The sequence below is a fragment of the Sphingobacterium puteale genome (genome assembly GCF_050986225.1).
Classification (GTDB): domain Bacteria; phylum Bacteroidota; class Bacteroidia; order Sphingobacteriales; family Sphingobacteriaceae; genus Sphingobacterium; species Sphingobacterium puteale.
In genome coordinates this window covers 371,034-385,906 of record NZ_CP158959.1, presented here as the reverse complement: position 1 = coordinate 385,906, position 14,873 = coordinate 371,034, and the positions used below count along the sequence as shown (strand labels likewise).

General features: G+C 42.6%; 9 protein-coding genes. 3 read left to right on the top strand and 6 right to left on the bottom strand.

Annotation, left to right across the window (positions count from 1 at the left end):
- Positions 1 to 106 precede the first annotated feature (106 nt).
- From ABTV71_RS01610 to ABTV71_RS01585, 6 genes are all read right to left on the bottom strand, one after another.
- Entirely contained in the window at positions 107 to 2,047 is a 1,941-nt protein-coding gene (locus ABTV71_RS01610; RefSeq protein WP_433902068.1) for a 7TM diverse intracellular signaling domain-containing protein, read from the bottom strand.
- 133 nt (positions 2,048 to 2,180) lie between these two features.
- Positions 2,181 to 4,061, bottom strand: coding sequence for a RagB/SusD family nutrient uptake outer membrane protein (locus tag ABTV71_RS01605; protein ID WP_433902067.1), 1,881 nt, complete (start codon positions 4,059 to 4,061; stop codon positions 2,181 to 2,183).
- A 13-nt stretch (positions 4,062 to 4,074) separates the two neighbouring features.
- Positions 4,075 to 7,152 carry a SusC/RagA family TonB-linked outer membrane protein gene (locus ABTV71_RS01600; RefSeq protein ID WP_433902066.1) on the bottom strand — a complete coding sequence of 1,026 codons (3,078 nt, stop codon included), beginning with the start codon at positions 7,150 to 7,152 and terminating at the stop codon, positions 4,075 to 4,077.
- Positions 7,153 to 7,627: 475 nt separating this feature from the next.
- Positions 7,628 to 9,202: a signal peptidase I gene (gene lepB, locus ABTV71_RS01595; RefSeq protein ID WP_433902065.1), complete on the bottom strand. Its 1,575-nt coding sequence runs from the start codon at positions 9,200 to 9,202 to the stop codon at positions 7,628 to 7,630.
- A gap of 29 nt (positions 9,203 to 9,231) precedes the next feature.
- A complete protein-coding gene (locus ABTV71_RS01590) occupies positions 9,232 to 9,966 on the bottom strand; it encodes a hypothetical protein (protein WP_433902064.1) in 735 nt (244 codons plus the stop codon).
- Positions 9,967 to 10,264: 298 nt separating this feature from the next.
- Complete coding sequence (locus tag ABTV71_RS01585) at positions 10,265 to 10,738, bottom strand: LIC11966 family surface protein (protein WP_433902063.1); 474 nt, start codon at positions 10,736 to 10,738, stop codon at positions 10,265 to 10,267.
- A gap of 264 nt (positions 10,739 to 11,002) precedes the next feature.
- Here ABTV71_RS01585 and ABTV71_RS01580 point away from each other — a divergent pair, with 264 nt between their 5' ends.
- From ABTV71_RS01580 to ABTV71_RS01570, 3 genes are all read left to right on the top strand, one after another.
- Positions 11,003 to 13,180 (top strand): TonB-dependent receptor, encoded by a 2,178-nt coding sequence (locus tag ABTV71_RS01580; RefSeq protein WP_433902062.1) that lies wholly within the window; start codon positions 11,003 to 11,005, stop codon positions 13,178 to 13,180.
- 53 nt (positions 13,181 to 13,233) lie between these two features.
- Entirely contained in the window at positions 13,234 to 13,722 is a 489-nt protein-coding gene (locus tag ABTV71_RS01575) for a DUF4625 domain-containing protein (RefSeq protein ID WP_433902061.1), read from the top strand.
- A 63-nt stretch (positions 13,723 to 13,785) separates the two neighbouring features.
- Entirely contained in the window at positions 13,786 to 14,802 is a 1,017-nt protein-coding gene (locus tag ABTV71_RS01570) for a DUF4625 domain-containing protein (protein WP_433902060.1), read from the top strand.
- Positions 14,803 to 14,873: the final 71 nt, after the last annotated feature.

Sequence of the window (14,873 nt, the reverse complement as noted above, 5' to 3'; positions counted from 1 at the left end):
TGGAATATCCACGTTATTTTTATTCGTCTATTAATTGTTTTAGCGCATTTATATGGCCTTAAGTCATCAGTATTGATTCATAAACTGAATATTCTATGTAAATTTTTTATGTCGATTGATCCACTCCATTTAGCACGAGTTTTGTCCATCCGGATTTTTCATTCTTTTTATGTTTTTTTGTGTTGCTTGTCAGAATATTTTTCACTTTGCTCGCGTAGTTCCAACAGGTACTTTGTCTGATACCCAATTTTTGGGAAAGCTTATAAGAGGAAATTTCTCCCTGATGAAAATGCACGAGATAAACGAGATAAAACGCCTTATTGATAGGGATGCGCACATTTTCGAAAATCGTATTGTTCAATACAGATTCCTCATAGGTACATTTGGTACATCGGCGGCTATAAGGCGTTTTGCCGATGCAATAATTCGTGTAACCACATTTAATGCAGCAATATTCTTTTTTCCACTTCAATTCGGACAATACCCTATAGCAGGTTTCTTTATCCGGATATTTTGCCCCGAATTCCTCAAAGTTCATTTCCTTCGAAAGTACGCGGTCGTCAGTAATCCGCTGAATATTGGTCTGTAGGTTTTTGTTATCCTTGGTCAACAATTGATTCATTCGGTTTATTTCCTCTGACTGGGCCTTTAATAGGCTATTCATTTCCTTTAGCTCACGATTCTGACCGGCAATAATTTCGGATTTTTGCATGACTTCCAATGTTCGCTCCTTCACTTTTCTTTCCAAATCACTGTTGTGCATTTCATGGAGTTTCTCATTGATCTGCATTTGCTCAATGACTCTCTTTTGTGCACGCTCTTTTTTATTTTTCAGCAGACGGACTTTATCGCGAATGGCAAACGACAGGAAAGTCATCTCCATAACAAAACCAAATGTTATGCTGTAATGACCAATTGAGCTGGGTAGAAAACGCGCGTACCCCAATACATAAATTACTTTCAGCACAAATCCCAGGAAGAGTAAGGCATAAGCAAGGACGAAATAACGAGCGGGACGATATTTTTTTCGCCATAACCATATTCCTGAAAAAAAAGCGACCGATAGCGGAACGATTTCTACGAATTTGTAGATAAACCAATTTTGATTGAAGCATAGGCAATACACAAAAAACAATACTCTTAAAATAATTACCGCATCCAACAGCTTATTAAGTCTAGGCTCCTTTTGTTTGACATGCAGCAGGGACTTTGTAAACAAAAGCGCAAAAACGCTGACACAACAGACAAAAAGGGCGGTCGCATATTGATTGAACCATGGATTCTCGGGCCATAGATACTGAAATGCGATTCCATCCGAAGACATCTCATAAAGGCCGACACACAATATATACAAGACATAATAAAGGTATTGACGTCCCCTTACGGCAAAATACATCAGTAGATTATTAAAGCTAAAGAGGATAATCATTCCGTAGAACAGGCCAAAAGTAAAATACTCGGTCAAGGTGTACTGCACAAATCTTTCCATGGTACGATAGACCAGAATCACATTGACCATCTGTCTTGAGCGCACCTTAAAATAAGCTTCGTAGGTTCCTTTTTCCAATGCAGGAATCAAAAACTCAAAGTTCTTGTGCATAAAATGGCGATTTTCAAAATGAATGGAGGCCCCGGTCTGGTAGTGCACAAAACCGCCTGTTCCATTCGGAATAAATGCTTCCACCAGATCTGCAGTCTGATCGAATAATTCAATGACCCGCTCTCCGGGTAGCTGCTGTCCAAAATGTAGCTTCACCCTAAACCAATAAGTCGAAGAACGATTAAAGTTTTTGGGGTAATACCGTTCGTTAGGAACGAACTGTTTTGATAGTCCCGCCGACTTAATTTCCTCAAATGACAGCCTATTGGTACCGTCTTCCATATAGAATACTTCTGCTGTCTTAAAGATGTGTTCGGCTGTCTGTCTATCTATGCTAATAGCTTCCTGTCCAAATAGATTTGCTATTTGAAAAAGCGCTATAGCTAACATAAACACACACACACGCATTCTTCTCTTGTTTTCGGTACGCATAGCTGGTCTTCTCACTTTCCTTCGGTTATTTTAAGACCGGATAGGGATCGGTGTGAATACACCAATCCTATCCGGAATCATTTTAGAAGATCAAAATAACAAATTATCAGCAAGCTTTTTCTACTAAAGCTTACGCTGCCTGCTGTCTTTATTCCACTATTTTGTCTAGTGCCGGCACATTATTTTCTGCTCCTGCATAGCCTTGATTCTGATTGATCATGCCATTTGTATTGAAACGCTGTGCTGATGCTGGCACCGGCCATAGGACATGGTACGGGGCAATTTCATAGTGAACACCTTGAACGGTGGGAACCTTATTGCGATAAAATGAATTTTTTTCGATAATGCGGTCGTAGAAGAAGTTGTTCTGGGCAAAATTAGCCATGCTATAGGTTTTTCCGTTATAAGCAGCAATGCCAGTCTGCGCAAAAATATAAGCAATCCGTGTCAACTCTGTTTTTCGTGGTTCTTCCCAAAACAGTTCACGTGCTCTTTCATCCAGTACTGTACCGATGTTGGTCCGCGCGGCATTTTGCAGCAGCTCTGCATTCGCGCGTCCACGTATCGCGTTGATATCGGCCATGGCTTGAGCCTGTTGTCCTTTCCAGATGTAGGCCTCCGCCCGTAGCAAGTAGGTTTCAGCCAATCGGAACACATACCAATCTGTATTCGTTCCGCGGGGTGGATTCCAGTTGGGATCCTCGGCATATTGATTGGTTGAATTGATAAACACCTTATAATGCGGCCAGCCAAACCAGTGACGGATGGTATCCAAAGAGCCATTGGTAAAGACCTTATTGATGTTTTCCGCGGTATACTGCTGGATCGGCTGACCATAGAGTTTACTGATTTGCGGATCTGTGGAGTTTTTTATTGCAGGATTATTATAGACAAGATCCGTCATGTCCATCCACATCCCTTTGGCATGCCGATAATCGGTCTGATCGGTCCATATTTCTTTGGTGCTGTAATACGTTCCGCGGTACCGTCCTATTCCCCGTCCATATATGCGTGTCAACGGAATTTCAGCATTTACACCATCTACCATAGCCTGTAAACCGCCTTGGGGTATTTTGAGGTTTGCAAAGTGCCAGGCAGGCACGGTGTTTCGCATCAATTGGGAGCCCAGATCCGTCCGGCCTTGCAATGTTTGGCGATCGATCACCAAAAATAATGCTTCTTTATTTGCAGGAATCGCTTTGTTGTCCATGCGATGGAGATCCCAAATCACATTCTTAGAAAGATCCCCAGCTGTACTTCCAAAACGGTTTTTCATTAAGGTATACTTTCCACCGTCAATTACCTTACTTGCTGCTGCAATGGCACCGTCAAAATCACCCAGCGCCAAATCTATTTTTGCCAGCAAATGATTGACTGCTCCATTCGTGACCTCCCCTTTATTCACGCCATCCTTCACCCATTGCTGCGCAAATTCAAGATCTTCCTTCATCTTTTTCAATATCACTTCTCTTTTGGTCGAATAGAAATCATATTTCGGCGCAGTAAGGTCCTTCAGCTGCAGCGGTACATCTCCAAACTCGTGCACCAGGCGATAATAGAAATAAGCCCGATAGAAATATGCCGATCCGAGGATTTCATTCTTTTGCGCTTCTGAGCTGTAAGCTGGCCGATCTATATTGCTTATTATCGTATTGGCTGAACGTACAGCAGCAAAAAAATTGGTCCAGTACCAGCCTATTTTATTAAAATCATCACTATTGAGGTTGGCATCCGGCGTGATCAGGGATACCAGATTCTGCGCCGGAGTTGCTTTGTCCGTTGTCCCGTCTACTGCAACGTCTGAAAACAGTGATTCTGTCAATAACGGAGCGGAATCACCAAAAAACTCCCCTCTTGAGGCTTTTCCAAGTGCATTGAGCACAGCTTTGAGCGCATCCACATTATCCAAGTTGTCGGGTGAATACTGGGATAGCTGGTCTGAATCCAAAAAACTTTTTTTGCATCCGTGGGTGGCCATCAACGCCATACATGCAATTAGGGTCGTTATTTTAATATTTATCTTCTTCATGTTGTCGTAAAAATTAAAGTGATACATTCAATCCAAGTGTGTAATACCTTGGAGTAGGGCCATTATTCTGGGGATCCCAATAATTCCACACGGGGGCATACACTGCAGCATTATTGACATTCATGTATACTTTTAGGTTCCTTAATTTAAATCGTTCTGCGAGTTGCTCTGGCAAAGAATAAGCAAGCGATATGTTGTTCAGGCGAATAAAGCTATTTTTCCTGTAAACATTAAAACTGGTTCCGTTAGCACCGCTGCCCAAGCGTGCATAGTCATTTATTGGATTTTCTGGCGTCCAATAAGGTTGAATGTAGGATGTTGAGCGCATGAAGCCCACACTTCCGGGATTGTTCTTTGCCTGATTGAATAGTTTTTTTTGTCCCCAATTGGAAATCAACTGGAAGGAGAAGTCTATACGCTTAAACAAATTGAATTCATTGCGGACAGACCAGGTAAAACGGGGTGAGGTATAACCGATAAACTGCTTGTCATCGTCGTTATATACATAGTCACTATTTAGATCCTCAAGTTTAAAGTCACCCGGTCGGATGCTTGCCTTCGTGTACTTTTTAGCCTCTTCCATCTCATTTTCCTGCCACACCCCCGATACCTTATAATCCCAGATCACATCGATATCCTGACCTATAAACCAACCATTTCCACGATCATCACTTGGGGTCGCCAGGCGGACTATTTTATTTCTATTGAGTGAAAGGATAAAATTAGAATTCCATTTTACTGGACCATCCACCAAATTTCGGCTTGTTAAACTCACTTCGAGGCCTTTATTTTTCACTTCGGCCAAGTTGGAATAAACAAATTGATACCCCGAAACGCTAGAAAGTGATTGTTTGACCAAGAGGTCATTTGTCTTTTTGCTGTACACGTCGATTGAACCGCTTAGCCGATCTTTTAGTACCGAAAAGTCCAAACCTGCATTGAGCGAGGTCGTCTGCTCCCACTTTAAGTCCGGATTGCCCAGCCTGGAATTAACGACTACCGTATTCACTTCTGCAGGCGCGCCATTCGCGTCCACGGTCTGATATTTATTGATGGTTAGTTGTGATAAAGCGGCATATGGATCTACTGTTCCGTTGTCTGGATTGCGCAGGTCACGATTCCCGTTGATTCCGTAAGAAAGTCTTAATTTACCATAATTAAGCCAAGATAAATTCTTCAAAAAGGATTCTTCGGTGAACGTCCATGCTGCTGCAACCGCTGGGAAAGTTGCGCGCTTGCTATTCCTGCCAAAGACCGAGTAGCCATCCCTCCGAACAGACAGTGTCAAATTATAGCGGTCCATTAGGCTATAATTGACCCGGGCCATAAGCGCATCCCCAGTATACACCTTATCCTCACTATTGACGGACGGCAGGGTTCCGCTGGCGAGATTATGATACCCCAGATAATCATTCGGGACGAAGCCCTGATTCGCCGCCTGTGTCCACCAAGTCTGATACTTTTCGGCATTTGCCAATAGCGTGACATCCAGGCTATGGATTTCTGCAAATTTTCGGTTCCACTTTAATAAGTTGTCGATTTGCCAATTGTACCGGGTTTCTTGATCCCGGCTTGCGGTTCCCCCGACGATGGTGACATTTGGATTGGCCGAAGAACCATGGTTAAAGGTGCGGTACATGTCAATACCGGGGCTAAAGTTAAACTGATAGGTAATTCCAAAAGGCAGGTTGACTTTGGCGAACAAACTTGCAAATAAAGTATTTTGCTTATCCATCCGATCGTTATAAGTCATGTTGAGAAAGGGATTTCGCGCGTTCAGCCCACTATCATCGGTGGGAATGCGTCTTAAAGTGCCGTCTGCATTATATTTATCACCGTAGGGGGAAAGATTTGTCAATTGCCCCCAATCTGCCTCTATGGCCCCTTCATCACGATCTGCATACTGCACATTGGCTCCCATACGCAAAAAATTGGTCACCTTACCCTCTAGGTTTAAGCGTGCCCGAAAGGTGCTAAACTCACCACCTTCGATCAGATTCTGGTTTTTATTGTAGCCGACAGACATGTAGTAGTTGACATCTTCTTTTCGTCCGCTCATACTAACGGTATGATCCTGCCGTATGCCCGTTCTAAAAATTTCATCATACCAATCCACAGTCTTACCGGCTACATAATTTGCTTTTTCATTTGCCACCAATCCCAGCCTATCCAACCAGATATCCACAGGATCCAAATCTTGATTTCCTCCCGAAAGCCATTGGTCTAAAGTGACCCCGGCAGAAATGTTGCGTGGGTCATCGTAAAAATAAGAAGGCCTAGTACCTCCAGCCCGGCCCACATCTGCACGCCATTTTAGGAATTCGGGGCCACTATACACCCGTTGATTGCGTGCAAGCGTTGCCAGTCCCCAATTTGTATTGGCTGTCAATACCGGCTTGTCGCTTGTACCCTTTTTAGTCGTTATAGCGACTACTCCTGTCGCAGCTTTGGCTCCATATACGGCCAGTGAACTCGCATCTTTGAGTACATCTATGGTTTGTATGTCATTAGGATTAATATCGGAGAGTTGCCCGTTGTAAATGATCCCGTCCAGGACTATCAACGGCGAGGTAGAGGCGCTCAGCGTTGTTTTACCACGAACGAGTAGATCTCCTCCACCTTTTGCCGAGGTATTTTGCGAAACACTCAGACCTGCAATATTCCCTTTTAGCAGATCCGCCACACTCTGTGGGTTCTCATTTTCCAGCTGCTCAGCTTTTACACTGGCAATAGAACCAGTAACATCCTTTCGGGATGCCGTTCCATAACCGATCACAACAACCTCTGTCAATTCGGTATTTCCGGATTCCAAGGTAATATTCAGCGAAGCCTGCTCGTTGACTTCCTGTTCTTTATTGAGGAATCCGACGCTAGATAATACAAGCGTTGATTTCGGATAGACCGGAATAGAAAATCTTCCCTGATCATCAGTAGTTGTTCCTCCCGAACGATTTTTAAGCTTAATGGAGACATGAGGTATCGGCTTCCCTTGGCTATCTACCACCGTACCACTGACCGTCCGATTTTGTGCGGTTGCCATATAGGTACAGGCAAATACACTTGAAATCAAGAGCGTTAATTTTTTGGCCATAATTTCTGGAAATTTAGCGTTCAAATAATTGTTAATTGGGTTATTTATGGCTGCTAAATTAGTTCGATAAGATCAAAAAAACAATAAAAATAAAATGTAAAGCACTGTAAATTAGATATTTACAACAAACCACAATACACTTAAATACCAAGTGTCATTAATCCTAAGTCACTGGCCCACAAAACATATAATGGGAAATCGGATACAATGCTAATACGGTATAAAAACAAGAAATATTTTTTAAAAATAGTTGGCTATTCTTCCTAAAAGACCAGCTTAAGCATAAGGATGAATGATCGCGGATGCTGAGGCTGGTATGTGCTGTTTCGTTAAGAGGGGAGGGCCAGGCTCCTGCAGATGATTTTAAGGGTTTCAGTATAAGACGCTTCTTTACTTTTTTAGATGTCATTCATAAATAATTGAAATAAGTTCGCTCTTGCGCTCCTATTTCAATTATTTTTTTGGAATTGTTTTCTCAATTGATCCCCTTGAAAATCCGGTTCCAGCGTATTTTAGAAAATCCATTCCCATCTGTATTCCAGCTCATCCAGGTAAATAAAGCTTTACCCACAATATGATCTTCCGGCACAAAGCCCCAATCTCTTGCATCCAACGAGTTATGCCGATTGTCCCCCATCATCCAATAGTAGTCCATTTTGAACGTATAGGAATCCACCTTGTTGCCATTCAGGTATAAACCATCTGCCTTCTTTTCCAGACGGTTTTTTTCATAGACCCGGATCGCGCGTTCATAAAGCGGGAATGTTTGCGCATTCAAAGCAACTTTCATCCCCTTTTTTGGAATCACAAAAGGTCCAAAGTTATCGTAATTCCATTTGTACTGTGGATCATTCGGGAATGTATTAGCTTCCGGATCCCCTGGTTTGCGCAGGTTCATCTGCATGGATTTAACATTAGACCAAGATTTCACCATGTTAACCTGCTCAGGTGTTAGAAAAAGGATATACACTCCGGGCTGAACCTGTGCGATTTCGATCCCCATATCGCGCATTCGCTGTTCATCCAGGCCTGTCTCATCAGTAATCACAATATAATCCATCTGACTTTCTGGAGCAACGAAGCCGGGTTGATCGTTTACATAGAGTACAGCATCGCGCATGCTGATTTTATCACCCGGCATTCCAACACAGCGTTTGATCAAATGCTCCCGCTTGTCCACTGGACGTGTTTGAATCGTAAACTGTTGATGGACGGCTTCGTAACCCATCGAGCGAACCAGATCGTAATAAGGCTGATCCTGATTCTCTATCGCGACAGTATCTCCGGCAGGTGCATTAAAAACAATAACATCATTACGTTTGATCTCCTGAAAACCGGGCAACCGCTTATAAGGAAGTTCGATCAGTGCAGAAAATGCTTTACCACCAAATAAAGGCATGGTATGATGTGCAAAAGGAAAAGCAATCGGCGTATTGGGAATACGGGGTCCATAATTCAACTTACTGACAAATAAATAATCGCCGATCAAAAGCGATTGTTGCATAGAACCCGAAGGGATCATAAAAGCTTCCAGCAAGAAACCGCGGATCAGCGTTGCGGCAACCGTTGCAAAGACAATAGCATCCGCCCACTCTCGCAAGATAGATTTCTTATAGGGATATTTGATTTTAAATTCATTGTAGGATTCATGCAGCAGCCTCAGTTTATCCTCTTTTGTCAGCTGTGTGCCCTCAGCTGAAGCTTTCAGTTTTTTAGCATAAAGTCCATTTAGAAATTGAACGTTTTTGTCCCTTCCCCAGAGCGGCAATACGACAAAGGGGACTAATACAGCTGCACAGTTTTCCCAAAATCTCCTTTTGCCAAAACAATGGATAAAATCCAGGTATAAATTATAAAAGACAAAGACATTCACGATCGGAATGATCAACAATATAATATACCAAACAGGCCGACCGGTTATCTGTCCTTGAATCCATTGGCTATAAACAGGAACAATACCCTCCCAGCCACGACGCCCTGCTTTCTCAAACAAAAGCCAAAAACCATAAGCAGCAATAATGGTCAGGACAATAAAAATAATAAGCGCCATATTTTGTTTTTTATCAAAAAAGATAAATATTAGTAAATAAACAGTCTCGATTGGTCTGAAGGAGATGCTTTTGCCTGCTGCAGCTCATTGTATCGCATAATGTATTTAATAAATACATCATAATTATACTTTTGCTCTTTTTCAAATTCAGCAAGTAGCTCTGGCTCATCATTAATTAACTGTGTGAAGGTAATCTGTCTTTTCTTTTTAGCATTGCTAAATAGGCCATTATTGTTGCTATTGATTTCAGCGACCTCGCCAGTCCCCTTTTTCAGTGCATATGCATATTTATTCTTATTAACCAATATCGTTGGCATCATTCCGGCACCGCCGCCACTAACATTTACTGCGGCACCGCCATTAAATTTTAGTTCTGAAACATAATAGGCCATTATTTCACCATCGGCGAGCACTTCCGCAAAAGTTGGCCCCTGATCGTTTCCCTTCTGTATGCGATACATTTTTGGGCTTGTTCCGGGGACTACTTCCAATCCTTTTTCTACATAGGATGGTGCATATACTTTCTTTTTGGACTGCCAGTACGCACGATAAACTTGGTCAGGAGTAAATGCCACCTTTTCCTTTTGTAGATTTTCAAATTTAAGTTTATTGTCCTTTACAGATGAAATCTTCCCATACAAGGTATCAGCATTCATCAACACCAGGTAATCTAGCTTCTTTTGATCCCCCTGAGCCCAAAGTGCCGTCGCTGAGCATAGAAAACACAAGGTGACAGCATTGGATAAAATTGAAATAATTTTCATTAGATATAATATATTAAATTATCTTTCGAAGTATAGGGAATCCTCCCTAATCATACAGATCGTCGGTATTCCCGCCACCATCACAAAAATTTAACTGATCGCACAGGTTTTACACCAGCATTTTGTCGCATAAATCTACATAAAAATACGAGAATCAATGAAAAGTCCTTCAGCTTTAACATTTTATTTGCATCTCTTTTAATGCTTCAGTTCCAGACAAACGCTATACCCTTCCACAACAAAAAGAAGTCGCATCAAAATATGATACGACTCCTTTGTTGATTAAATGATATGGCGCTTATCCCTTATATTTACTTTCAAATTCCGTGGATGCTTTGTTCACGCCATTACCCATGTTTTCAAAAGCCTTATTGATATTATCCAGCAGGGCGGATTCTGTGGCTGCATCTGGAGTCTTGTTTTTGCGCAACTCGATCAGCTTTGGATAGTCTTCGGTAACGATCTTTTTATAACCGTTGAGACCATCGAGTACCGCCTTCTGAAAATTGGCATCGCCTTTGAAATCACCGAGATCCTCCACTTTCTTGATATCTTCATTCAAGGATTTCTCCCAATCCGAACGGACCTGCTCCGCCTTTGCATAATCGGAGGCATTCATGGCAGCATTCATATCGGTGATATGCTTTTCACTTCCATTGATGACCGTGATAATTGAATTGTTGTAAGTTGCGGGATCTTTGGTTCCTGAACCACAACTTGACATCGTCAGTACCGCAGCGGTCAGGATGCCTGTCATAAATTGCTTCATCATTGTTGATATATTTTATAGTTTATTTGTTTTTCTATTTATAAACGCTCCATTCTGCTCATTACGTATTGACCTCGAAAAAACTGCCGCAGCAACCCGATAATCAGCTTACTCAAAGATAGTTGACCTACAGACTTCTTTTTATCGCTGATTTCAGGGATTTATTATCACACCCTTATTACGCAACACAGTTGCTTTTAAAATCTTTTTACCTATATTTGTTGCAACTTAATTGCAATATATAATTTACAAACAACTCAATAATTGATGAACAGGCGTACGGTTTTCACTCTATTACTCACCTATAGTATGCTACATTCCGCTTTTGCACAGGAGAAAGCGGTCAAAAACATTGGACTACGGGAGGTATATGTTGAGGGAAAACGTTATAAACACGCTGCGGAGGGCGTCCTATCTGTGGATGTCTTAAGCAGCGATTCCATACAGAAATACCAGGCAGGCAGTTTGATGCAAACCTTAAGCCGGTTACCCGGCGTCAATGCGATAGGTATAGGTGCCAGTCAATCCAAACCACAGATTCGGGGCCTGGGCTTTAATCGGGTAGCCACCGTAGAAAATGGGATTAAGCACGAAGGGCAGCAATGGGGTTTGGATCATGGATTGGAAATTGATCAATACAGCATCGGCACTGCTGAAATCATTAAGGGAGCCGGCTCATTTATGTACGGGTCGGATGCCATTGGCGGTGTCATCCGACTATCGCCACCAGCCGAACTACAAGGAAATGGGCTGAAAGGTATTGTCAATTTATTGACTAAATCAAACAATGCTACCTATGGTGGATCCCTGCAACTACAGGGCCGGAAAGGCAATTGGGTCTTTGGTGGCGGTGTCACCCATCTGGATTATGCCGACTATCGCGTACCAACTGACACAGTCTATGTGTACAATTATGCGGTCCGGTTAAAGGATCGTCAGGTACGCAATACAGCCGGACGGGAGACCAGCTTTCAGCTAAGGGGTGGATATAACTCCGAACGATTTTCCTCCATTGTCTATCTAAGCAATTATCATACTAGAATAGGATTTTTTGCCAATGCACATGGTTTAGAGCCACGGGGAGTGAATACCGCCTTGTACGACCAATCCGACCGGGACATTCTCTACCCAAGCCAGCAGGTTAATCATTTTAAGCTCATCAATCGAAATTATATCGTACAGGGCAACCACAAGATCTGGGTGGATCTTGGCTATCAAAGAAATTATCGCCAAGAATTCAACAACTATACCGCACACGGGTATATGCCCCCCGTTTATCCTCAGGATATGAACACTCCCATACATCTTGAACGGCGCTATGATAAAGAGATTGTTAATATTACGCTGAAAGACCAGTTCACCCTGGGCAATCACCGGCTCACCGTCGGGGGGAATGCGGAATACCAGCATAATAAGATAGCTGGCTGGAGTTTCCTGATCCCATCGTACAAACAGCAAGCCCTGGGAGCTTTTATCCATGACCAATATCCGATCAACGATCAAACGATGCTCTATGGTGCTTTACGTTATGACTATAGCCATATACATACCTCGCCCTATCAGGACTGGTTTGCATCCATGCTGGAAAACAATCAATCGGTTCATGTCGTCAGGGCAGATGAACTTCGCCGTAGTTTCAATAGCTTGGTCTGGTCGTTAGGGGTAACACGACAAATCGGCTCATGGGAAACCAAACTGAATGTTGGTAAAAGTTTCCGGGTTCCTATTGCACAGGAACTCGCCGCCAACGGGGTAAATTATCATTATTTCAGTTATGAAAAAGGTAACGCATCGCTTTCACCCGAGCAATCTTATCAAGCCGACTTTTCGCTGGCCCGGCGTTCGAGAAATATATACCTTGCTTTCACACCTTTTTTCAATTATTTTGCAAATTATATCTACCTCAATCCTACATCCGGTTATGATCAGTATTATGGAGCCGGTAATCAAATATTTGAGTATGGCGAAAGCAAAGTACGTCGTTATGGAGCTGAACTAAAAATGGAATATCGCCCCTTAACTCACTGGAAAGTAGAATTATTGGGTGAATATGTTCGATCCGAGCAATTATCCGGCAGCAAGAAAGGCTACACATTGCCCTTCTCACCTGCGCCTTCACTTTTGGTCGACCTCAGTTGGTTTCCCAAAAGCAGCACGCATTTTCAGGAGCCTTACATCTCTTTGGATTGTAAATGGACCACCGGGCAAGACCATATTGTCCCACCCGAAGAAAAAACAGCAGGTTACCAAGTCTTCAATTTCAGAGCGGGAACACAGTTGACATGGGGCAAATCAGCGCTGCAATTGCGCTTACAGGTCCAGAATATGTTTAACACCAAATATATGGATCATACCAGTTTTTACCGCCTGATATCGCTCCCGGAACAGGGACGAAATATCGTCCTATCGGTTGGCATACCATTCGGGAAGGAAAACCCAAGCTAATCAACATATTCATCCAATCACAGCACAACTAATTGATTAAAATCATGATAAAAATGAATACACAGACGCAGAAACTGAAACCTTATGCACTAATGGCCTTGATGCTGGCCTTTACCATCGCCTGTAAAAAGGATAAGGAAAATATTGACACCGAAAAACCAACCATTGATCTCAGTGCAGCAACAGCTTTTCCAAAGCAGTGTAGTCCCATCAAACGCGGATCAAGTTTTACCTTCCACGCAAAACTATCCGACAATGTCGCCCTGGGCAGTTATAGCATTGACGTGCATCATAATTTTGACCATCACTCCCACAGTACCGAGGTAGAGGAATGCACATTAGAACCCCTCAAAAAACCGGTCAAACCATTTGTTCTTGTCAAGTCCGTCAATATACCCGGGCAGCCACAACAGTATGATGCCCAACTTCAGATCGACGTCCCTGCGGACATCGATCCCGGAAATTATCATTTTATGATTCAGGTGACGGATCAATCCGGCTGGAGCACACAACGTGGAATCAGCGTACGCATCGTTGAATAACGCTTTATTAACACGCAACTATACTTCAATTATTTTATATCATAAATTTTAAATCCAATGCAGATGAAAACTAGAAACATTAACTTCCTATTACTGTTTACAGCACTTTTCTTTGGCTTCCTGTCTTCCTGTAAGAAAGACGATGCTGATGTTCCTGTTTCAACGAAACCCGAGATCGGCACCATGGAAATCGGATCCGACAACAATAAAACCGTAAAAGCAGGCTCGGATCTCCACCTAGAAGGTGATATTATGGCAGAGGCACTCATCGACAAAATTGTTATCGAGATCCACCAGGAGGGCGGAGGTAACTTCAAGTTTGCTAAAGTTTATACCGACGAGAAATATGTGGGCAAAAGAAATGCGACTTTTCATGAGCACATGGACATCCCATCCGAAGCTCCTGCCGGTCAATATCATTTTCACTTTATGGTAACCGACAAAGCCGGAAATACGGCAACTTTGGAGTCGCCATTGACCATACAGGCCGCAGATGTTAAAGCAAGCTATAAACTGATTTTTACAGAAGTTAAAGGTGAAGCACATGGCAATCATTTTCATGACCTTGCTGACAAAGAAAACGTCGAACCTACGACCGTCAGCTTCGATGGTACCGGCAAAGCGCTAGCTGGACACGCTCATCTTAAACCAGCAGGAATTTATAAAATCGAGTTCAAACAGTTTGATGCCAGCGGTAAAGAAATTCAGGGGCAGTACATCAAAGACAAAGCAACTGCAGATCATTACAAAGCATTCCTTTCTGGTGCAGCTTTTGTCTTGAATTCAAAAAGCACAAATGAAAGCGGAGCGATATTTCAGACCAGAGAAACAAAATATGAGGACGGCACAATCGTGAATGGCGCTACTGAAACCACGGGTATCATAACCTATTTTACTGCTGGGAAAGACAATGAAGGCGAGAAAGAAGTTTCCTATGTTCTTCGCAAATTCAGCGATTCAACGATAAAGTCAAAAATCACGCGTGACGATTGGAACCTCTCGGATTACGCAGCCAAATTTCCCGGTGATGATGTAGTGAAATTGTCTTTCGAACTCCATGCAGAAGAGGGCGAAGACTAATTTAAAGACAAGACGATTTTATAAAAAACACCTAGTTGCGAACACTAACTAGGTGTTTTTTTCTAAATTTT